General features: G+C 52.8%; 19 protein-coding genes. 3 read left to right on the top strand and 16 right to left on the bottom strand.

The window, feature by feature from the left end:
* Positions 1-40 precede the first annotated feature (40 nt).
* The 5 genes from recJ to R70331_RS23355 all read right to left on the bottom strand — a co-directional run bounded on the left by recJ (position 41) and on the right by R70331_RS23355 (position 6,166).
* Entirely contained in the window at positions 41-2,440 is a 2,400-nt protein-coding gene (gene recJ, locus R70331_RS23335) for a single-stranded-DNA-specific exonuclease RecJ (RefSeq protein ID WP_042179641.1), read from the bottom strand.
* A gap of 29 nt (positions 2,441-2,469) precedes the next feature.
* Complete coding sequence (locus R70331_RS23340; RefSeq protein WP_042179643.1) at positions 2,470-3,432, bottom strand: cation diffusion facilitator family transporter; 963 nt, start codon at positions 3,430-3,432, stop codon at positions 2,470-2,472.
* 127 nt (positions 3,433-3,559) lie between these two features.
* Positions 3,560-4,456, bottom strand: coding sequence for a protein translocase subunit SecF (secF, locus tag R70331_RS31240; RefSeq protein ID WP_081947724.1), 897 nt, complete (start codon positions 4,454-4,456; stop codon positions 3,560-3,562).
* Positions 4,446-5,696, bottom strand: a complete 1,251-nt coding sequence (gene secD, locus R70331_RS31245; RefSeq protein ID WP_042179646.1) for a protein translocase subunit SecD — start codon at positions 5,694-5,696, stop codon at positions 4,446-4,448. Before secD ends, secF begins: the two co-directional genes overlap by 11 nt.
* A gap of 218 nt (positions 5,697-5,914) precedes the next feature.
* Entirely contained in the window at positions 5,915-6,166 is a 252-nt protein-coding gene (locus tag R70331_RS23355; protein WP_081947725.1) for a post-transcriptional regulator, read from the bottom strand.
* A 217-nt stretch (positions 6,167-6,383) separates the two neighbouring features.
* On the opposite strand from R70331_RS23355, the gene spoVB reads away from it, so the two are divergent.
* Complete coding sequence (gene spoVB, locus R70331_RS23360) at positions 6,384-7,976, top strand: stage V sporulation protein B (RefSeq protein ID WP_269322216.1); 1,593 nt, start codon at positions 6,384-6,386, stop codon at positions 7,974-7,976.
* 4 nt (positions 7,977-7,980) lie between these two features.
* On the opposite strand, the gene R70331_RS23365 is transcribed toward spoVB, so the two are convergent.
* On the bottom strand, positions 7,981-8,766 hold the full coding sequence (locus tag R70331_RS23365; RefSeq protein WP_042179649.1) for a YetF domain-containing protein: 786 nt from the start codon (positions 8,764-8,766) through the stop codon (positions 7,981-7,983).
* Positions 8,767-9,191: 425 nt separating this feature from the next.
* Here R70331_RS23365 and R70331_RS23370 point away from each other — a divergent pair, with 425 nt between their 5' ends.
* Together R70331_RS23370 and R70331_RS23375 are read left to right on the top strand one after the other, a co-directional pair.
* A complete protein-coding gene (locus R70331_RS23370) occupies positions 9,192-9,584 on the top strand; it encodes a TIGR04086 family membrane protein (protein ID WP_042179651.1) in 393 nt (130 codons plus the stop codon).
* Positions 9,585-9,680: 96 nt separating this feature from the next.
* Positions 9,681-10,517 (top strand): phosphatase PAP2 family protein, encoded by an 837-nt coding sequence (locus R70331_RS23375; protein ID WP_231576348.1) that lies wholly within the window; start codon positions 9,681-9,683, stop codon positions 10,515-10,517.
* An 84-nt stretch (positions 10,518-10,601) separates the two neighbouring features.
* On the opposite strand, the gene yajC is transcribed toward R70331_RS23375, so the two are convergent.
* The 10 genes from yajC to R70331_RS23425 form a co-directional block, all read right to left on the bottom strand.
* Positions 10,602-10,907, bottom strand: coding sequence for a preprotein translocase subunit YajC (gene yajC, locus R70331_RS23380; protein WP_042179655.1), 306 nt, complete (start codon positions 10,905-10,907; stop codon positions 10,602-10,604).
* A 120-nt stretch (positions 10,908-11,027) separates the two neighbouring features.
* On the bottom strand, positions 11,028-12,164 hold the full coding sequence (gene tgt / locus R70331_RS23385; RefSeq protein ID WP_042179656.1) for a tRNA guanosine(34) transglycosylase Tgt: 1,137 nt from the start codon (positions 12,162-12,164) through the stop codon (positions 11,028-11,030).
* 21 nt (positions 12,165-12,185) lie between these two features.
* A complete protein-coding gene (queA, locus tag R70331_RS23390) occupies positions 12,186-13,214 on the bottom strand; it encodes a tRNA preQ1(34) S-adenosylmethionine ribosyltransferase-isomerase QueA (protein WP_042179658.1) in 1,029 nt (342 codons plus the stop codon).
* Between the two features lie 9 nt (positions 13,215-13,223).
* Positions 13,224-15,305 carry a SpoIID/LytB domain-containing protein gene (locus tag R70331_RS23395; RefSeq protein WP_042179661.1) on the bottom strand — a complete coding sequence of 694 codons (2,082 nt, stop codon included), beginning with the start codon at positions 15,303-15,305 and terminating at the stop codon, positions 13,224-13,226.
* 55 nt (positions 15,306-15,360) lie between these two features.
* A complete protein-coding gene (ruvB, locus tag R70331_RS23400) occupies positions 15,361-16,365 on the bottom strand; it encodes a Holliday junction branch migration DNA helicase RuvB (RefSeq protein WP_042179665.1) in 1,005 nt (334 codons plus the stop codon).
* A gap of 26 nt (positions 16,366-16,391) precedes the next feature.
* Positions 16,392-17,015 carry a Holliday junction branch migration protein RuvA gene (gene ruvA / locus R70331_RS23405; protein WP_042179668.1) on the bottom strand — a complete coding sequence of 208 codons (624 nt, stop codon included), beginning with the start codon at positions 17,013-17,015 and terminating at the stop codon, positions 16,392-16,394.
* Entirely contained in the window at positions 17,012-17,515 is a 504-nt protein-coding gene (ruvC, locus tag R70331_RS23410) for a crossover junction endodeoxyribonuclease RuvC (protein WP_039876330.1), read from the bottom strand. Before ruvC ends, ruvA begins: the two co-directional genes overlap by 4 nt.
* A 376-nt stretch (positions 17,516-17,891) precedes the next feature.
* Complete coding sequence (locus R70331_RS23415; RefSeq protein WP_042179672.1) at positions 17,892-18,656, bottom strand: BofC C-terminal domain-containing protein; 765 nt, start codon at positions 18,654-18,656, stop codon at positions 17,892-17,894.
* A 402-nt stretch (positions 18,657-19,058) separates the two neighbouring features.
* Positions 19,059-20,339: a serpin family protein gene (locus R70331_RS23420; protein ID WP_052419178.1), complete on the bottom strand. Its 1,281-nt coding sequence runs from the start codon at positions 20,337-20,339 to the stop codon at positions 19,059-19,061.
* 89 nt (positions 20,340-20,428) lie between these two features.
* The gene (locus R70331_RS23425) at positions 20,429-22,555 is read right to left on the bottom strand and encodes a CocE/NonD family hydrolase (protein WP_052419179.1); all 2,127 of its coding nucleotides are present in this window, start codon (positions 22,553-22,555) and stop codon (positions 20,429-20,431) included.
* Positions 22,556-22,566: the final 11 nt, after the last annotated feature.

Raw genomic sequence — 22,566 nt, forward strand, 5'->3', positions numbered from 1 at the left:
CTTCGTACAAAACTTACTTCGGAAGCATCTGCCAACCGGCCTACGATACACCCTGCCGGCGGGCCTGCATCCAGCTTTCCAGCTCATGGGCGCTGCCGTCCATGAAATACTGCTCCATCTCTGCTGTCTGGCCCAAACGCACAAAGTGATGTGAGGCGGACAGACTCTTTGCAGCCGGTGCAGATACAAAGGTAATCATTCCGCCGGTCCGCTCGATAAAATCAAGCTCCTCAAACACATCGAGCATCCGCCCCAGCATCCGCACGCCTAACGAGGACTGGCGGCTGAGACGCAGCAGCACTTCACGCTCCGGCACTGCCGAAGCGGCAATGGAGGCCAGTAATTTATATAGTATTTTAAAGTGATCCCGGGTTGGAACCTGCAGCCTGTCGCGCCCGTCACGCAGGGCATGCAGCAGCGCAATATTATCTGCCTGGGGAAAGGCGGCCAGCAGAGCATCAAGCTGTTCTGGCGTCTCCGGCATATCCAGCAGGCAGAGCAGGGATACGCTCCCGTTATGCTCAGCTTGTCCATGAGGAAGCGCCGTAATTCCGCCGTCCTCATCATAAGTCCACAGTGACATGCCGTTCAGCTCGCTAAGCGGCGACTGCCGGCTGTTCTGAAAAACGGCCGCCACTGTAAAAGGTGTGCTGCCGCTATACGGCTGCAGCAGCTCCTTGAGGCGAACCGCCCGCTTCACAGCATCAGTTGAACCGCGCAGATCCAGCAGCTGCGCTTCAGGGACAGCCAGATCCTGCAGCATCAGCTGGGGCTTGCGAGAACCATTCCACTCGTTGACCGACAGCTCAGCGAGCACGTCAACCCGGGTTCCTCCAGGCAGCAGCTCAGCAAGTGCCCCTTTACCAAAAGCAACTGCTTCGATGGTGTGCCTGCCCTGCTGCAGAACAAGCTTCAGGTGCTTGCCGTCCTGGCCCATAGTGCGGGTCTCCTTCACTGCCGCTCCGCGCACAATAAATTTGGGCAGCGGATTAGACATGCCGAACGGGGCCAGCCGCTCCAGCTCCAGTGCAGCCTGCAGTGTGAGATCTGCGACCTCCGTTTCCCCGTCTGCAGCGGTTACCGGAATCAGATCCTCCGGTGTCAGCACACCAGCAGCATATTCATTTAAAGCAGCGGCAAAGGCGTCAAGATTATCGCGGTGCAGGCTCATCCCGGCAGCCGCCGGATGGCCGCCGTAGTGATCCATCAAGCTGCTGCAGGAAGTCAATGCCTCATAAATATCCAGGCCGGGAATTGAGCGGGCCGAGCCTTTGCACATGCCTGTCTCCGGATGAATATCAAGGATAATAACGGGACGGTAGTACCGTTCCAGCAGCTTGGAGGCTACAATCCCGACAACGCCGACATTCCAGCCCTGGTTAGCCAGCACAATAATATCCGGCGGCTGGCCGTCTCCAATCTGCCCGGCCAGCTTATCCGAAGCTTCAGCTACAATCCGTTCAACGACCATCTGACGTTCCTTATTGAGCAGATCAAGCTCACCCGCCAGCTGTCCGGCCTCCACACTGTCAGTGGTAGTCAGCAGGGCTACAGCCCGGCCTGCATGATCCAGGCGGCCGCTGGCGTTGATCCGCGGAGCCACACCAAAGGCAATATTGACCGCACCTACTGTACTCATCGTTACCCCGCTGACCTCAAGCAGCGCACGAACGCCGGGAAACGGCGAATTCCGCATACTGGCAAGCCCTTTGCGCACCAGGCTGCGGTTCTCATCCAGCAGCGGCATCAGATCCGCTATGGTGCCGATTGCCACAATCTCACTCCACTCCTCAGGCACTCTGCCGTCGAGCAGAGCTTGAGCAAGCTTATAGGCTACGCCAACTCCGGCCAGCCCTTTGAAGGGATAAGAACAATCATGCTGCTTGGGGTTAATTAAAGCAAACGCTTCCGGTAACAGCCCGGGCGGTTCATGATGATCCGTGACAATAACATCAATTCCCAGCTGGGATGCATAAGCAATCTGATGGACTGCGCTAATTCCGGTATCGACCGTTATGACGAGTGTAACGCCCTGCTGAACCGCCCAGTCCAGGGCATGATTATGCAGGCCGTAGCCTTCGTTGGAGCGGTGCGGAATATAAATATCAAAGGAAGCGCCCATATGGCGCAGCAGATAGATCATGAGCGACGTGCTGGATACGCCGTCAGCATCATAATCACCGTACACCAGGATATGCTCCTCTTCCTCCAAAGCCTTTCTGATCCGTGGTACAGCTTGAGCCATCCCTTTAAGCAGAAACGGATCATAGCTGTCATCCGTTCCTCCGTCCATGAACAGCAGCGCCTCATCCGGCGCAGTAAAGCCCCTTGTGACTAGCAAGGAGGAAAGGAGCGGTGAAATAGAAAGGCTCCGGGCCAGATCACGAACTTGATCGGGATCGGCTGCCGGAGAATGCCATCTTGTTTTTGAATGAAGCAATAGAGCTCACCTTTCTCTCGCCATGCGGTTTACTGTAGCAGTGTCGGTATATCATTGTCCGCAAGCTGATGATTGGTTTTGTAAGGGTAACCCGGATCATAAGGTACAACATCCATATGCACCTCACCCACATGGACGAAACGATGCTGCAGCAGTTTTCTGGCACATTCTGAGATATCCTGGGCCTCCATGACTGTAATCCGCGGATTGACGCTGATTTTAACCTGAAGATTAACGTACCTGCCCTGTTCCACCGCCTGAAGATGCTCAACCCTGATCACACCATGCACCCGTCCTACCGTTTCAATAAAATTGGCCGCTTCCGCAGAAGGAAGCTCCTGACTGGTCTTACCGTATATTGAAGCTGCAATCATCGTATAGCCTTTGCGTAGAATCAGGAAGCTTGTAAGCAGGGCTGCTACCGGGTCCATGTATAAGAGCGGACTCCAGCTGATATATCCCCCGATCATAGACAGTGTAATCCCCATCAAAGCGGCTACCGAGCTATAAAGACTGAAACGGTGGCTGTCTGCATAAGCAGCGTGGCTGCCGTCGCCGATTTTTTTGAAATAACGGTATTGATACTGGAAGATGCCCTCTTTAACTAAAATAGAAATCAGAACCGTAACAAGCGCAGCAGGCGGAACCGTAGACAAATGTCCTCTGGTCAAATCACGGATGGCTGAAAAAGTCATCTGCAGTCCGGCCATTAGAATCAGCACAGAAAAAAGAATCGTAATAATCGGTTCCTTGCCGTTTGTCCCGGCAGCGGCACGGCGGGCTGCCCTCTGCTTCTTCCCCTTTTCCGGGCGCCAAGGGAGAGCCTCCGCCAGCCTTGCAGCTGCGTCTGCTCCCGAATATAAGGCATCGCCCAGCAATGCCTTGCTGCCCGTGAAATAACCGACACTGCCTTTAGCCAGAGCCAGTACAGTATCACTGACGATCCCGTTCCAGGCAACCGTCTCACTTTGCGGTGATTGTTTGTCATTCATAACGAGCCCTCCTTACCTGGTAGCAAGTAATCTCATGTTGAGGCATACGCCTGTCAGCCGGTTCCAAAGATTCCGAAAAGCCGCGTCGTCATTGACGCGGCTTTTCGGGACAGTGCAGCTTTGCAGCTTAGGCCGGATTGTTCTTCACAGCAGGCTTCTGGCGCTTTTTGAGCAGCAGCCAGAGCGGGCTGGCAATAAAGATGGAGGAGTACGCTCCGAAGAGCAGACCGATTACCATGGCAAGGGAGAACATTTTAATGGATTCTCCGCCCATCACCAGCAGGAAGAAAGCGGCAATGAACACCGTAAAGGCTGTATACAGGGACCGCATAAGCGTCTGGCTGATACTCTTGTTAACCAGCACTTTGAGATCCTCATACGTTTTCTGTTTGCCGAAGCGCAGATTTTCACGGATCCGGTCAAAGATAACGATCGTATCATTGATGGAGTAACCGATAATGGTAAGCACTGCGACAATGAAGGTTATATCAACCTCCAGACGGAAGATTGAGAAGACAGCTACAACCATAAACGCATCGTGGAGCAGTGCTACAATCGATGCCAGTGCAAAACGCCATTCAAAACGGATACTTACATAAATAATAATCCCTAAGCTTGAGAGAAGCACCGAATAGATCGCGTTACGCGCAAGTTCTCTGGCCATTTCCGTATCAACAGTGTTGATCTCAAAAGAAGCCTGGGCATCAAGCTTGCTGATCTCTGCTTTGAGGGCTTCACTCTGCTCATTTTCCAGTACTTCATCATAACGGATATTGACGCGGTTTTCACCGAACGTGATGCTCGGAGCGTGCTCAAAATTCAGACTATCCAGAGCAGGCTGAAGTTCAGCCTGTGTAATGCTCTTAGTTAATGACACATCGACGTTCGAACCCGCCTTGAAATCTACGCTGTAGTTAAGCCCCATAAAACCCAGGAATACTACACCAAGTACTGTAAGTACAATGGAGAAACTAAAGAAGTATTTACTCCAATGCACGTAATCCATATCTTTATTAAAGCGCACTGATGTCACTCTCCTTTACCCCAAATTGCTTAGGTTTCTTCAAAGCGCCGGCTTTAACGAGCACCGTTAGCAGCCAATGGGTAAAATAGAGGTTGGTCAAGATACTAAGCACAATTTCTACAATCAGTATCAGTGCAAAGCCCTTAACCGCACCTGTACCGAAAGCGAACATTACAGCCGCAACGATAATAGTCGTCACGTTGGCGTCCATAACCGTACGGAAGGAGGTTTTGTTCCCTGCTTTGACGGAGGACATAATGCCCTTGCCGCTGCGTATCTCTTCTCTTATCCGTTCATTGGTAATGATATTGGCATCGACCGCCATCCCTATACCTAGAATAAATGCGGCGATACCCGGAAGGGTCAGGGTGAAATCAGCTACTACAAATACAAGAATCAGCAGCCAGGTATGCAGGATCAGCGCGAAGCTGGCCAGAATACCGGGAAGCCGGTACATTCCGATCATAAAGATCAAAATAATCAGCGAGCCTACGAGACCTGCTCTGACCGTCTGATCAAGAGACTGTTTACCAAGGGTTGCACCGACACTTTGGGAATATTTCTCGGTCAGCTTCAGCGGCAGTGCGCCGAGGTTAATAGTATCTGCCAGTTCACGTGCTTCATCTAACGTATAGTTACCGGAGATGGATGCTTTACCGTCAGTCAGCTCTGCTCTTACAAATGGTGCCGACAGCAGGTTTTCATCCAAATAAATAGCAAGCTCTTTCCCAAGCAGGCGCTTGGTAATTTCAGCGAATTTAGCCTTATCTTTAATGCTGATGCTGATTTCCGGCTGATTCAGGTTACTGCGTTGAACCTCTGCCGCACCTTCAACAAAATCACTGCCCACGAGCTCAATCTTACTGTATACTCCGGCTGCATCACCTTCGGCAGCACTGCGGAATGTCAATACAGCAGGTTCTTTCATCTTCTCGCGGACTTCAGCCTCGTCGGTAACACCGGCAATCTTCAGACGTATGCGGTCTGTTCCCTCCGTTGTCACTTCAGGCTCGCTTGTGCCCAGCGCATTAGCGCGTTTCTCCAGGCTTTTTGCAGTTTGCTGCAGAGAAGCTCTGGTTAGCTCGCCGCCGTTATCCATTGGCGAGGCCTGATACAGAATCTCGAATCCGCCTTTCAGGTCAAGACCCAGACGGACCTTGTCCAGCAGACCGGGGGTTGTAAACGCCATGACGCCGGTTAAAACGAGCACGGTAATGATAAAGCTCAACAGTCTCTTCATGCTCTTGCTAGTTCCCCTTTCATTACTCAATATTCCTATTATAGCTACGTGCGAAATCACCGTCAATTCAGGGTAGAATGACGGTGCTCTAATCACACAAAGAAACGGCCGGCTATGCTCTGGTGGCAAGCCATCCGTTTGGATAGGCAGTACTTAGTTATCCTCTCTTACTTTACCGCTTCCTCTATCAGTTTGCAAAAGAAATTCGTTCCTGCTAATCAAGTAATCCCCCTATAAGCTGCAAGCATCAGATAATTCATATAGGTTGTGGCTTTCAGCGAATAAATATCATTCACCAGCTTATACAGGGGCGGGTGGCCTTCCTTCTCATGCTTACGGCTGATGCACTCCCATATATCCTTGCCCGTTACGTATTCATAGCCCAGAAGGCGGAATTCCTCCGCTTTGCTTGCGCACATGGCCTCGATCACATCACTAAGCTCGTCGTACTTCCACGGTTCAGATTCCACGTGATAAACACCTCCCAAGGTTTGCTCGCTGAAGCAGGCTACCGGATATATATTCGACCTCCCCGTCCAACTATCCTTCTTCCCGTAAAAAGATATCGCACTTAAAGCTTGTCATGGATTGGACAGGGTCAAGCATATCAATATACAAGCCCCGCAGCCTCGCGGACCGGCATGCTCTACCTGCGTTTCATTTCATTTCAGGAAGAAGGAGTGTCCTTTGAGGAGACCCGCAAAACAGACCTTTATACAAGGAACGATGATCCTGCTGGCTGCAGGTATCATTAACCGTATGCTGGGCTTTATCCCCAGAATTGCCTTACCGCGGATTATTGGTGCCGAGGGCGTCGGCTTATACCAGCTGGGATACCCTTTTTTCATCGTGCTGATTACAGTCATTACCGGCGGGTTACCGCTGGCCATTGCAAAAATGGTCGCTGAAGCAGAGGGTGAAAACCGCCCTGAGCAGTCACGCCGTATTCTGCGTACCGGGCTTACCCTGAGCTTTTCGCTGGGCCTGCTGTTCACCCTGGTGGCACTGCTCAGCGCATCCTGGGTATCTAACGTTATTTTAACGGACAGCCGGGTGTATTATACCTTTGTCAGCATGACGCCGATGATTTCAATCGTTGCTGTCTCTTCGGTGTACCGGGGATATTTCCAGGGCAGGCAGAACATGATTCCCTCTGCGCTTTCATCGGTGCTGGAGTCGGTAATCCGGATATTCTTCATGCTGTGGTTCTCCTATCTGCTGCTTCCCAAGGGAATGGCTTTTGCTGCGGCAGGAGCGATGCTCGGTGTCACTGTCGGTGAAATTTTCGGGATGCTCGCGCTGCTGGTACAATATTTCTTTATTGCAAAAGCTGACCGGCTGGAAAGCAACCCGGATACAGCTGCACCGGATACCGGGCTGCAGCAGGATAAGGATCGGCAAGGGGGCACTCTGCTCAGACGGATGCTGGGTATTGCTGTTCCAGTTACGGCTGGCCGGCTGGTCGGCTCCTTTTCCTATCTGCTGGAGTCGATCATAACCGCCCGCAGCCTGGCACTCGCCGGGCTTGCAACTGCCGCTGCCACTGCACAATACGGCTCTCTGCAGGGGATGGTCATTCCGCTGCTGCTGCTGCCGGGCGTGCTCAGCTCCTCTCTTGCAGTGTCGTTAGTCCCTTCGCTGTCAGAAGCGGCGGCCCGCCGCGATCTGCCTTCCATTCATAAGCGGATGCATCAGGCCCTCCGGCTTGCGATGGTTTCAGGTGCCCCTTTTGCCGCTATCATGTATGTACTTGCCGTACCGCTGTGTACGCTGATGTACGGCAATGCGGATACCGCTCCAATGCTGCGGTTGATGGCCCCGTTCGCCCTGTTTCTCTATGTCCAGGCTCCCCTCCAGGCTGCCCTGCAGGCCATGGACCGTCCGGGCCGGGCCCTTATTAATACTCTGGCCGGTGCAGTGATAAAGATCCTGCTTATTCTCATGCTGGCCTCCCGGCCGGAATACGGAATTTACGGTGCGATTATTGCGATTATCGTTAACAGCGTTCTGGTTACGCTGCTGCATTATTCAAGTGTGGTGAAGCTGATTCAGCTTTCACTGAGAATTACCGATCCGCTCAAAACCATAACAGCCATGATTATCATGGCTGCCGGCACATCTTATGTCTTTTATTCTGTCCCGCTCTCCGGCACCATGTGGCTGCAGTTTCTGTTCGCCGCCGCCAGCGGTATGGCGCTGTACCTCGGCATCTGCCTTCTTACGGGCCTGATCTCTGTCAGGGATCTTGACCGGGTTCCCTTTTTCAGACGGCGGCGCTAGACATTTAACGGCTACGCAGCCGGTCTACATATATTTTACCTGTATGATCGATTGAACACAGAAACACATCACGGAAATCAGAAACCCCTTTCTGGCGGATTTGTGTCCGCAGCCAAAAACGGTTTTTCCCGATCATCTCCAGGTTATCATCCTGCACCTTTCCGTCCATAATCAGCGGAACGGGCAAGCCTTCATACCGGATTTTGCTTTTGGACAGATTTACACCCGCGGAGCCCCCGGATTTCCCTGAGCCGCCCGATCCGCCGCCTGAGTTCTGTTCCTGATTCTCGGCAGTATCGCTGCTGTTACCAGACTGGTTGGATGACGAGACATTTTTGTTCTTTTCAATAACCGTCAGCTGTCCGCTGGTTTCGAGAATGGCAAACTCCACATCAGCCGGACTGACAATATTCTGGCCGCGCAGCTGCAGCAGCAGGTCATCCATATTGTACCGCTGCCTGCGCATTTCGCTCCGGTGCAGTTTGCCGTTCGAGATAAGCACACTGGGCCTGCCATCAATCAGCAGCCGCAGCTTTCTGCTTTTGAGACTGATCTGTGCGACAAGAATCTGGATTGCAACTAAAGTAACCATAGGAATGACCCCGTCGGAAATCGGACGTTCAATATCATCAATGACAAAAACGGCTATTTCCGCAATCATTATCGAGATTGTCAGGTCAAACACGGACAGCTTGCCGATTTCACGCTTCCCCATGATCCGCATACACAGGAAAATGAAGAAATACATCAGCACGGTCAGAAAGACATGGCTGGTAATATGCTGGAGCATATTCGCTTCGCTCCCCTTTCCGCTTCTCACCCGCAGCCGCTGCGCCGTGGGTGGATGAATGTAACCCTATTCTGACCTCCCTGCCAAGGGAACATTCGGAAGCTGCCATATAAATTACTGGTAAATAAACTGCCGTATCCAATCTTGTACTATTGGGGCAAGCCTGCCCATAGAATGATTAGTAACCAAAAACCAAAACTGCTAACTAAATTAGGTACATGCTTTCGAAACGAATGAATTCGGAGCTGGTTCGAAGGAAGTAACGCTAAAAAGACTAAGCATATGCTTCCGAAGGCAGTTTTTTTCGAAGCCAAACCGGGGGAAGTCACGCTTAAAAAAACTAAGCATATGCTTCCGAAGGCAGTTTTTTTTCGAAGCCAAACCGGGGGAAGTCACGCTTAAAAAAACTTTTAGGAGGTTCTATCATGTACTTAATCCGGCGTCTGTTCTCGTGGAGAATATCAAGTCCTGTGCTTTCGGGGTTATGCCGCTCTTTTATGTGGATGCTGCTGGGGGCTGTGGTCCTTTCACTTCTGCTGTGGAGCAGCGGAATGAAGGAGCAGGATCTTGCGATGTATACCTACATAGTCCACGGTATTGCTGCTGCCTTCGGTGGACTTACTGCCGGGCGGAGAGCGGAAAGCAGAGGCTGGTATCAGGGTGCATTAACGGGAATACTGTATGGGGTAATTGTGCTGCTGGTCGGTTTTCTCGCTCTCGACAGCACGCCTGCCGGCATTGACGGCTTGTGGGTTCTCGCTGCGGCAGCGATCAGCGCATTCGGTGGAATATTTGGTGTAAATTTACAAAAATCCTAGAAAATTTAATCTTTTAGAAGCTTAAATCTTTTATCGAAAATATGTTACACTGGGTTCATCTGATTAACGCAAACGTTCAAGGAGGCTTTGATTATTTTGCTTTACCAATCGATGAATCATGTAGTGCTGTTCACTATCATAACTGTAGTCCTTTTAATCTGGCTCGGCTCAAGGCGCAACCCTTTGCTTGCATTTCTGGAGCTCGGGAAGGAGCTGCTGCGCTCATACAAATTTCTTCTGATTGTCGCCGGCATGATCAGCGTCCTGACCTTTAATAAATATGAACTGCAGATTGAGAAAAAAATGCATCTCGGCTCAAACTTTACCTCATTCATCTTCGGGCTTGAAGGGCATTTCGTCCAGCAGATCCAGCAGCTGTTCTATGCTCCCTGGCTAACGCCTGTAATCGTTTTTTTCTATATTTTCATGCTCCAGTCCGTACTAGGTGCTTCGCTGGGTGTGTATTTGCTGGATAAGAACCGGGTCATGCTTTATGCAACATGCTATACGATTATGCTGGTCTATGCAGTCGCAATTCCGTTTTATCTCTACTTCCCCGTCAACGAGGTCTGGTCCTATGCCCCGGCAGGCGTGCGCTTCGTGATGCTAGACGTATTTCCGAGGTTTGAACAGGAGTACCGGCCGCTTTCCGGTTTAAACAACTGCTTTCCCAGCCTGCACACTGCCATCTCAGTCTCTACGGCAATTCTGGCTTATCGCTCCGGCAACAGGCGCTGGATGGCTATTACGACCGTTTCAGCCGCATTGATTGTATTTGGAATCTTCTATCTCGGCATCCACTGGCTTACCGATATGATCGGAGGTACTGTACTGGCCGTGGCCTCCACTTCAGTGGCTGTCCAACTGGCTAAGCTGACTCTGCGCAGCGGACAGGATACCCTTGCGGTTCCGAGCAGGGTCACGAATTCGTGATTGCCCAACAATACTGCCTGTTACTAAAAAAAGCGGCGCTTCTCTTATACAGAGAACGCCGCTTTTATGTACGTATAACCGGAATTATTCTTTCTCTTCTGCTACAGTGACTGCATGGCTGATCGACCCGCGGTCAAAGGTCAGCTTGGTTACATCATTAACGCGCAGAACAACGATATCGTCAGACAACTCAACAATTGTCCCGTGCAGGCCGCCGATCGTAACGATCTTGTCGCCCTTCTTCAGTGCTTTCAACATGGAATTACGTGTTTTGGTCTTCTTCTGCTGCGGACGGATCAGCAGGAAGTAGAATACCACGAACATGAGCACAAACGGGCCTACCAGACCCAGAATGCTGCCGCTTCCAGTCGTAGATGCTAATTGAAACATATTTCTCCCCCCCTTCAATATGCATGTAAGCACAATCTAGTTCTCTAGTACGCTTAAATTGCAATTGTAAACATAACTGTTCATGCTGCAATAAGGCCATATGGTAAATACACAGTTGTACTAGAAGCCCTTGAGATTATCATACAAACCGTACTGTGCAAAAAACTCATCGCGGAAATCAAGCAGACGGTCTTCTCTGATCGCTTCACGTACTTTACGCATCAAATCCAGCAGGAACTGCAGGTTGTGGTAGGTCGTTAAGCGTAAGCCGAAGGTTTCATCAGCTTTGATCAGATGACGTAAATAAGCACGGGAGTAATTCCGGCAGGTGTAGCAGCTGCACTCCGGATCAAGCGGTCCGAAATCACGGGCATATTGCGCATTGCGTACAACAAGCCTTCCCTGGCTGGTCATTGTGGTTCCGTTGCGGGCGATGCGGGTAGGCAGGACGCAGTCGAACATGTCCACTCCGCGGATTGCCCCCTCAAGCAGCGCATCCGGTGAACCGACGCCCATCAAATAACGGGGTTTATTCTGCGGCAGGAGCGGAACGGTATAATCCAGCACATCATACATAATCTGCTTGGACTCACCGACGCTAAGCCCCCCAATAGCATACCCCGGGAAATCCATGGAAGTCAAATCAGCAGCGCTCTGACGGCGAAGGTCTTCATGCATGCCGCCTTGCACGATCGCGAACAACCCCTGATCCTCAGGACGGGCGTGGGCTTTGAGGCATCTTTCTGCCCAGCGTGTTGTGCGCTCCAGTGATTTTTTGACATAATCATATTCCGCAGGGTAGGGCGGGCACTCATCGAATGCCATCATAATATCGGAACCGAGCGCATTCTGAATCTCCATCGCCACTTCCGGCGACAGGAACTTCTTGTCTCCGTTAAGGTGGGAGCGGAAATGAACGCCTTCCTCGGTGATTTTGCGCATCTCACTTAGCGAGAACACCTGAAAACCGCCGCTGTCCGTCAGAATCGGACGGTCCCAGTTCATAAATTTATGCAGTCCGCCGGCTTCACGTACAATATCGTGACCGGGACGCAGGAACAGGTGATAGGTATTACTCAGAATAATCTGGGCATCCATCTGCTTAAGCTCTTCAGGTGCCATCGTTTTGACGGTTGCCTGTGTGCCCACCGGCATAAAGGTTGGGGTCTCAATAATTCCGTGCGGTGTGTGGACTCTGCCTAGCCGGGCTCCGGATTGCTTACAGGTCTTAATGTGTTCATACGTAATTGCTGCCATTTGTTTAACCCTTTCTCTTGCTTAATAAATAAACATTGCATCGCCGAAGCTGAAGAACCGGTAGTTCTCCTTGATGGCTTCTTCATAAGCGGCTAGGATATGCTCCCGGCCGGCCAGTGCGCTGACCAGCATCACCAGCGTAGATTTCGGCAGATGGAAATTTGTGATGAGCGCGTTAACTACAGTAAAGGTATAACCCGGATAAATGAAAATATCCGTCCAGCCGCTGCTTGCTGTGAGCGGTCCGCCGTCAGCCTGTCTACCGGCTGTTTCAAGTGTCCGGCAGGAGGTGGTGCCGACAGCGATAATCCGGCCGCCTCTTGACCTTGCTTCATTGAGCAGATCTGCCGTCTCCTGGGACAGCATGTAATACTCGGCATGCATGACATGCTCTTCTACCGTCTCTACCGACATAGGACGGAAAGTGCCTAATCCGACGTGGAGAGTAATATAGGCGATGTTAACACCTTTGGCGGCAATTTGATCCAGCAGCTCTTTGGTAAAATGCAGCCCTGCCGTCGGAGCAGCCGCCGATCCTTCATGACGGGCATACACTGTCTGATACCGTTCACGGTCGTCCAGTGTCTCTTTGATATAAGGAGGTAGGGGCATGGAGCCCAGCCGGTCGAGAATTTCCTGAAAAATCCCTGTATAGATGAACCGGAGTGTCCGCCCGCCCATATCAGCTTCTTCTTCAATAACCGCCTTCAGCTCCTCGCTGAACACTATAACCGCACCGCTCTTCAGCTTCTTGCCGGGCTTCACCAGTGCTTCCCAGCGGTCTTCTCCCAGATTCTTCAGCAGCAGTACTTCCGCTTTGGCGCCGGTATCTTCCTTGACTCCAAACAGCCTTGCCGGAATAACCCGGGTATCATTAAGCACCAGCGTGTCTCCCGGCTGAAATTGCTCTAATATATCCGTAAAATGCCGGTGCTGTGTCTGCCCGTTCTCCCTGTTTACCATCAGCAGTCTTGATGCGCTGCGGTCAAGCAGCGGAGTCTGGGCAATCAGCTCCTCCGGCAGATGAAAATCATAATCTTCTACATTCATATGCTGTCTTCATTCCTTAACTATAGTAACGTTATTAAAATAGTGTTGCAATATTTGCTTATAATCATACCCGTTGTCCGCCATACCCTTCACGCCCCATTGGGACATGCCGAGGCCGTGGCCGTTCCCCCAGCCGACAAAATAGAATCCGCTTGTACCGGTTACGACACGCGCAGCAGTATCTGCCCCCATGACAACCGTTCCGCTGGTTTTGGCTGACACTTTGCTGGAAGCGGACAGCACGCCTGCAGTCTGCGAGCCGCTGACTGTTGCTGTTTTGCCGTCAGCGCCTAATACAGTATAACTGCCGGCAGGTACAATATCAAACAAAGTGCTGGGCAATCCGCCGAAGGAAGAACGGAACAAATCCGGGTATTTGACCTGCAGAATTTCACCGTTTGCCTTCACCTGTGTAGCTCTGCCCGATGGTCCGCGCTGCGTAACCTGCAGGCTAATAATTGAAGATGGCAGTGAATTACTGGTCTTGCCGCTCAGGCTCTTGAGCAGCTCGGCTGAAGTATACGGCCCCTTGATCCAGCTGTAGCTGCCGTTCTCATAAACCTGGTCCAGCACGATAGCGTTCTCGCCGGGATTCAGCTTGCCTACGGGAGTTGCACTGCTCTCAATTACCGGCAGAGGCCGGACATTCACATCTTTGGTCGTTGCTGTTGCAATGCTCAGTCCGGCGGCATTCTTGTCTCCGGTCAGTTTAATATTATCTTCACGGGCATAACCGGCCGCCCCGCTCGGCAGCAGCAGATAATACCACTGCTTCGAAGACCCTACCGCCGCCTTATCATCCGCGCTAAGGACGCTGACGAAGGTGTCGCCGCCATTATTCCATACCTCGGAGGGATCGGCTGTCTTGCCGCCGCTGTTGGAGGAGAAGACCGCTTCGACCACCTTGCCGCCGCTCATCAGCACCTCGCCTGCAGTATCATTAACAGCCTTGGTAATTACCGGCGCCTCAGCGCCAATCCCGTTATATACCTGGCTAAGCGTTGTATCCACTACATTGGCTACATCGAACCTGTTGCCCTGGGCCCGCGCATAGCTGCGTGCAGCCACAGCCTGGGCTTTTAGCGCTTCGGCCGGCCAGCCTGAGGAGACTTCCCCGCCAACTACAGCATACAGGTATTGCTCCATCGGAACCACATTGATGACGGCAAGTGAACCGGCTAGTCCGCTCAGCTCCAGATCGCCGCGGTAAGTCCGTTTGGACCTTTCGGTAATCTGAATACCGGAAGCATTACCGGAGGCTGTAAATTTGGCTCCGCTGCCGGAGACGACATAATGGTAAGCCTGTCCCTGGCTGGTCCAGTCCATCCCGGCATCCGTGCGGACGATCAAGCCCGGGGTACTGACAGCTGCCGTACCTAAGGAGAGCTGCGGCAGTACTGCCGCAGCCTGCGTCTGCAGTACTGCCAGTTCACTGTCACTCACAGCTTCTCCAGCCCATACCTGGTACCGGGTACTGCCGTCAGCACCCGATGCCAGCACCTGCCAGGCATCCATTCCGATGCCTGTTATGCTGCTGAGCACAGTCTCCGCTTCCTGCGAAGTAGCGAAGTCGCCTGCAAGCAGATGCTTGTTGCCTTTTACCGCTGCAGCCTGTCCATCCGGAATAGACAGACCGGCCTTATTAACGCGGGCAAGTCCCTCCTTGGCCGCCGCTTCACTTGCATAAGGAGCCGTGTACAGCTGGTATACGCTGGCACCGCCGCGTGAGGTCACGAAGAGCTGCGGCTTATCCGATGTTGCCTGCAGCTTCTTAGCAGCATCAGCTGCTGTCTGCCAGGACGGGGTTTCCATTACTTTAACTTTGTATAGATCGAGGCTGACGCGGATTGTGTTATTGCCGGGGACCGGCAGCAAGGCTGCTCCGCTGCCCGACGTCAGAGTGAACGCTTCTGCAGACTGCAGTGTAACGAACGGGACAGTCGATTTATATTTGCTGCCGATATCGGCATATAGGGCAACCCGGATCGGTGCGGATTCGGCGTAAGTGTCACCTGCAGGAACAAGCAAACTGCCGGCGGTCAGCACCGCTGCCAGCAGCGCCCGGCTTAGCAGCCTGGCAAACTTCATCATGTGATCCCCCTTAGATGTTAGTTATAAATGATAGGATTACTATTCCGGTGTATCGTTAATTCTGCGGCGGAAGAGGAAGACCCAGGTGATGATAGGCCGCAGGCGTTACAATCCGCCCTCTTGGCGTCCGCTGCAGAAATCCGATCTGCAGCAAATACGGCTCATATACATCTTCGATCGTCTGGCTCTCCTCGCCAATTGTAGCAGCAATCGTATCCAGCCCGACAGGGCCTCCGCGGAAAGAAGTAATCATGGCATTCAGCATTTTGTGGTCGATGCTGTCGAGTCCGCGCGGATCTACCTGCAGCATCTTCAGGGATTCTGCAGCAATCTCAGGGGTAATAATCCCGTCCCCGCGCACCTGTGCGAAGTCACGGACCCGTTTCAGCAGGCGGTTCGCGATCCGCGGTGTTCCCCGGGAACGCAGGGCTACCGCCTCGGCAGCATCGCCGATAATCTCAATTCCGAGCATTTCGGCACTGCGGGACACAATGAAGCTTAGCTCATCCATTGTGTAATATTCCAGCCGGCTGACCACTCCGAAGCGGTCACGCAGCGGGGCAGACAGCAGACCGGCACGGGTCGTCGCCCCGATCAGCGTAAATGGCGGCAGGTCCAGCCGGACCGAACGGGCACTCGGCCCCTTGCCGATCATAATATCAAGAGCGAAGTCCTCCATCGCCGGATACATAACCTCCTCCACCGTACGGTGGAGCCGGTGAATCTCGTCAATGAACAGCACATCGCCCTCCTGCAGGTTAGTCAAAAGGGCCGCCAGATCGCCGGGACGTTCAATCGCCGGTCCTGACGTGGTCCGCAGATTAACACCTAGCTCGTTGGCGATGATATTAGCCAGCGTTGTTTTTCCGAGTCCCGGAGGCCCGTACAGCAGCACATGATCCAGCGCCTCACTGCGCATTTTGGCTGCTTCAATATATATTTTAAGATTTTCCTTAACTTGATTCTGTCCGATGTACTCGCCTAAATAACGCGGACGCAGGCTGAATTCCACCGCCTGCTCGTCCATCATCAGATTAGCCGATATAATCCGGTCGTCCATCTGTCATTCACTCCGTTCTTCAAGCCTTACTTGGCGATATACAGCAGCCCAAGCGCTTTTTTCATCAGCACATCGACAGTTCCTGTATCCGAGCCTTCCTTCTTCATTGTCAGCCACACGCGGTCCAGCTCAGCATCCGTATAACCCAGCGCCTTCAGCCCTTCCCGTGCTTCTTCCCAAGGCAGAGCGGCAGCCTTGGCATCCGCTTCAGCCGCTACTGCGAACAATCCGGTCTGGATCGGCACGGAGCTGAGCCCGTCCAGCTTGTCGCGCAGATCAAGAATCATGCGCTGCGCAGTCTTTTTACCGATGCCCGGCAGCTTGGTCAGGAAAGTAACATTCTCCTGGTAAATAGCCGAAATCAGCTGATCCGGCGTACCGCCGGTCAGAATGCCGAGCGCAACCCGCGGCCCGATGCCGGATACCTCAATCAGCTTGCGGAACAGCTTCTGCTCCTCCCGGGTCGGGAACCCGAACAGCAGCGTGGCGTCCTCACGTGTCTGATAATGGATATAGACCATTACCGGCCCGTCCGTCTTGGCAAAGGCATAAGGATTCGGGCAGAATACCCGGTAGCCTACTCCCTGGATATCAAGCACAATATATTCGGATTCCAGATACACAACCGGTCCTCTTAAGAAATCTATCATTTTCGCAATACCTCATTTAATTTGGAATTAAGGCTTACAGAATGGGCATGACATACAGCTACTGCCAGGGCATCTGCCACATCATCCGGCTTCGGGACAGCAGACAGCTTCAAGAGCAGCTTTACCATTTCCTGCACCTGCTTCTTCTCAGCCTTGCCGTATCCGACGACCGCCTGCTTCACCATCATCGGTGTATATTCGGATACCGGCAGCCCCTTCTGGACAGCCGCCAGAATCAGCACGCCGCGGGCCTGTGCCACCGGGAGCGCTGTCGTTACGTTCCGGGCAAAAAACAGCTTCTCTATAGCAACCATATCCGGCTTATACCGGTCTATCAGCTGAACCATCCCCTCATAGACATGCAGAAGCCGCTCTTCCTCCGGCGTGTGCGCCTCTGTCTGGATGGAGCCATATTGAACCGGTGTCAGTTTATTACCTGTCTTATCAACAAATCCGAAGCCGACAATCGCCAGACCCGGGTCAATTCCTAAAATGCGCAAATCCAATCTCTCCTCTGCTACAGGCAGGATACTCCCATGACGGCTCCATTGTCCGGCACTTAAGCGAACATATGTATTCCTTCTAACCATTATAACAAAAAACATTACCGCCGGAGGAAAAACTTTAACCTCTCATTATAATAGGAACTTTAGTCCCACACAGCCCCTGAATTCTGCCGCTTCTCCCCTCAGTCACCGTCATTCCAGCTGCTGGACATAACAAAAAAAAGCCGCCCCGGCCATTATTCGTGGCAGGGACAGCTTAGTAAACTGTATATAAATGGATATGCATTTTTCGAAAATTAAACGCTATATGCAGTTTTTTAAAATTCAAACTTTATCCCGGCTTTTCTATAGTGTTACTGGCCGCGGCCATTTAGCGCTGCATAACCTGCTCAGCTGAATCCCGCGCATAATCGCTGAAGGTCGAAAGCACACTGTTGTATTCCCCGATATCCTGCACCCGGATGCCTTCATGCAGCTGCTGCCACACCTCTTCGGGGAGAGAGGATTTCATCGAGCCCATATCCATCTGAAAAAAGGTCTTCAGCACCTCTTCCCCTTCCGGCCGGCCCTTGAACAGGCTAAGATTTCCTTCCTCGTCGATCCCGATATAAGCATTCTGTTTGGTCAGCGGCGACAGATCATTCACCCGCTTCTCCAGCCACAGGTCGCCCTCTGCGCTGATCCATCCGCTCCAGCCGGGCCGGTCCTTGATCAGTGCTTTTTGCTCCCCGGGAGCTCTCAGGCCGGACAACGTCTGGATCTCCTCACCCGAAACGTAGACTGTCTTGAGATGAACAATCCGGCTGATTCCCTCACTGCTTACCGTCTCCAGTAATTTGGCACGTTCAAGCGTGATACCGCCGTCTTTCCCGGTGTCACCGGCATTATGATGAACAGCTGCCAGCGCCGCTACGCTGCTGTCCGGATCTCCGCCATGCAGCGGGTCATAGAATGTGCTTGCCGCTGCCGGCATATTCCATTCGTTCGTGGTGAGCAGTCTGCTGAGTTGTTCCGGTACCTGCATCCCCCGCCAGGCCAGCAACGTCAGAGCAATACAGGCCGCTCCAACCCAAGGGGCTTTCTTCCAACGTCTCCATCGCCGCCATAGTTGTTGTTTCAAGCGAAAAGCGTTCACTGTAATCCCTTCATTCTGCTTTTTTGGCTATTGTGGCCTGCAGAGGTAGGGATTATGCGCCTCTGGCGGAAAAAGTTTGCTTCACATGCTAATGAGCCGTGCGACGAGCCGTACGAGACCCGTGCGAGACCCGTGCGGACAAGCCATGCGACGAGCCTGCCCGGATCCGTTTAGTTGGATTTTAGTTACCTAATATTTATAAATCCCGGCATTTACGCCAAATAGCTGGAAAAAAGACATCTATTTCGGTCTATTTCTGCTCTGAAGCTGATTTCTGTGAAATTAACTGCCTATTTTCCAACTAATGTTCCGGTAACGGTGTTGAACAGAGAATTAACTGCCGAATTTCCACTTAATCTGCGGAGCATACCGTATTTCCCCCTCTGCGTCACTCACATAAGGTTATTCCGCCGGCTGCGGATTCCCCACAGCCCCGAGGAACAGCCATAATCCGGTCTGCCTGTCTTCAATAATGAAGATAAACGGCCGGTCGGCAGTAAGCTCAAAGGGTAAGTCGGCAGCCGGAGCCGCTCCGGCATCCATTGCAACGAGTGTTGAGGCAGCAGCTTCTGTTCCGGCTTCATTCACCTCGATATACGTCTTATGAATAATCGAGCCGATAAAGACCGGCATATCTGCATCTGCAAGTGCAGAGAAATCCGCCTTTGCCGGATCAAACGGAGTCTTTACGCCCAGCGCCTGTACAGCCTCCTTCAGATCAGCGCCGTATTCGGCAGTGAACCGCGGAAGACCGACGGTTCCGAACCTCTCCGCGAACAGGTCTCCGGCAGGCAATCCGCCCTGAAGCACCTCATCCACCGAAGAATGGCCGGACGGCAGAATAACCAGCATATCCATCTGGCCCTCCCCGTAAGGAAGCCGTACAGCCTGCCAGTCTTCGGACTCTGCATAAGCAAAGTTACCAGACTGCTTCATCATCATCACTTCTGCAGTGGTATTATTACCCGTGCGAAATTCCGCCAGCTCAGTACGCTCCACCGGAAACTTCTCTTGCCATGCTCCTTTAAAATACAAGGCGTTGACCAGCAGCGCCACCGTATTGCCTCCGGGCGGCTGTTCAAGCATCCTGTCTATCTTACCCGCCGTATGGTCTGCAACCCACTGGTTCACCTTGGCTACAGTCTTCTCCGCAGACAGGTCTGTTGTGCGAACCTGCGCCCCATAGCCGGTTTCGGCTGCTTCCAGATAATTCTTGCGCAGCTTTATGCCGTTCTCTACCCACACCGAATTGGCCAGCTCAAGCTGAATGCCGGGTCCGGCATCGTTCAGCAGCGGCAGTAATGCCTTGTTGCCGGCATTCAGCTGCTCCAGCTCCCCGGGAGCATAGCCCAGCAGCCCGCCAAGCTCCGCCGCCGTCTCACTGCTGCTGCCATTGTAAGCAAGCGCCAGCGCAGCCGAAATACTGTAGGGTGAAATCGTCAGATTCCCTTCATCCCCGCCCTGTTCCCTCAGCTTGGCAAGCAGCCGCAGGCCGAGCTCATTGCTCTGCCGGGCAAGCCCGGCATCCAGCTTCGCCGCTGACGCTGCACGTTCACTGTAGTTCATCCCTGAGCTGGCGGCAGAGTCACCAGTAACGTCACCAGAGCTGCCTAAACCGCAGCCAGCCAGCAGGACACACGGAAGCAGCAGGACACACAAAGGCAGTACCGTTCTTTTTTTCATGAACATTTCCCCCTTATCTCTCAATCATGTCAGGCAAATGCTGATATACCTTACTGACGGAGCATAAATGGAAAATGTTTCAAACCCCCTTAAATGTTAGGTATCACCGGAAGCAGAATATGGCTCGGATGCTTCAGGTTATGGCAGATCGTCTGATGAACAATCACTGCTTCGGTATCCTCATATGGATCATTGCCGGTATTTGTATTCGGGAAGGCGACAAATTTGCTGGATGAGGTAACTGTGAAGCGGATGCGGTGTCCGGCGGCGAAGGTATGGGCAATATTTTGCAGGAAAATATCATATTTCTCCACCTGGCCCTGCACCAGCAGCTGCGGATTGTCCAGCCCGTGACGGTACTTGGCCCGCACAATATAGTTGGACAGCCGGATCGAGTCGCCGTTCTCATGCACATCGCTGAGCGTCACAACCCAGTCTGTATCAAGGCCTGTGCTTGCCGCATACAGAATGCAGGACAGTTCCCCCGCAACCGTCAGCTTATCCGCCAAAGGCTCGCTGGTATACACGACAATATCGCTACGCAGCTCATGCTTACGCATATTTTCCGGCTCCCGCTCCCCGCTGTCCGCAATAGGGTCCGCAGGATTGTAGATAAACGTATCCGGGGCGGAGTCCGCTTCCGGTGCAGATACCAGTCTGCCGTCGCCCAGCGACGAATTCGCCCGGCCTTCACCGGCGAGATAGAACGGCGTAACCACCGCTTCAGCAGGCGTCCAGTCTTCGGAGGTTCTCCAGCGGTTTTCACCGACTACATAATAGGAAGCCCGCGGCTCCCCGTCGATACCGTTCGGAATCTCCTTCAGGAAGCGGTCAAACCAGCGCAGCACAGAGACATCATAATCGTAGACAACCGCATCCTCGCCAAAAGCAACGCCCTGCAGATCTCTGGCACGGTTCGGCCCGTGCTCCCAGGCGCCTAGACGGATTTTGCGGTTCGGTACATCATGCTCAGTGAGCATCCGCCAGGTCTCCGATACACCGGGACTGTCGCCGTCATACCAGCCGGAAATCACATACATCGGAACCTTAACCTGATGGCCCAGCTCGGTGAAGGTGCAGTTCCGCCAGAAATCATCGTATTCCGGATGCTGGCTCCACAGCTCCCACGGGCCTGAGGTCTTCCCGATCATCTGCTGCGGAATATCCCGGATCGGCCTTGCATCAACTGCCGCTTCCGGATTTACCGTAATCCCGCCAAAAACATCAAAATCCGTCCGCGTCCCCACCGACTGCGCCAAGGTCCACGACAGCAGCGGCCAGGAGCATAGCGTCCCGCCTTTGCGTGCGGTATCAATAAACGGTGAGCCTACATTTACTTCATTTACAACTGCCTTAAGATTCGGATGCCCGCTGGTCGCTGCTGCCACAACAACATACCCGAGGTAGGATGCGCCCCACATGCCGACCTTGCCGTCCGACCAGTCCTGGGCGATAATCCAGTCAATCGTGTCGTAGCCGTCATCCCGTTCATTATAAAAAGGGATCAGCTCTCCCTCAGAATCCGCCCGGCCCCGCACATCCTGGGAGACTACGGCATAGCCTTTGTTCGCCCAGCGCATAAAAATCTCTTTTTTCCCGTTCCGGTCATAACAGGTACGCACAAGAATCGTCGGCAGCTTCGTCCCCGGCTGAATGCCCTCCGGCAGAAACACATCGGTCGCCAGCTTGATACCGTCACGCATAGGAATCAGGAACGTACCAAGATCATTAACGCCATATTCCGGCTTGGATAAAAGCGGCTCATCATACACCGTCAGCGGAGTTAGCGCTTCATAGCCTGCCTTGACGATCAGCTCAATTCCGTAGCGGTTAGGGGTAAGAAAAGCGATAACCTCCCCGTCCAGCGTCACCACATCCAGCGCCGTATCGCCCCGCAGTGCCCAGACCTGTGAAGCCAGCAGCTTTCCGCCAATCTCCGCCTCATAGCAGATATGCTTGTGGTATACCTCGCCGGTGTCCAGAACGACCTTTTCACCCGTCCAGCCAGCGGTTTCGTAAGCAGAGAGCTGGCGGGCGATTCTGGCAAAAGGAAGCACATATTTCGCGTTCGGTTCAAGCACATTGTCCTGCATTTGCGTGCGGCGGCGGACGTCTACCCTGGCATGCATAATTGCTTTTTCCGTAAAATGAATCTTTCCGTGATAGATGCCCGAACAGTAGAAATGGAACTCCGTTGTATGTAAATAAGTAGTCATCCGTACATCAT

The organism is Paenibacillus sp. FSL R7-0331, assembly GCF_000758645.1.
Taxonomy (GTDB): domain Bacteria; phylum Bacillota; class Bacilli; order Paenibacillales; family Paenibacillaceae; genus Paenibacillus_AQ; species Paenibacillus_AQ camerounensis.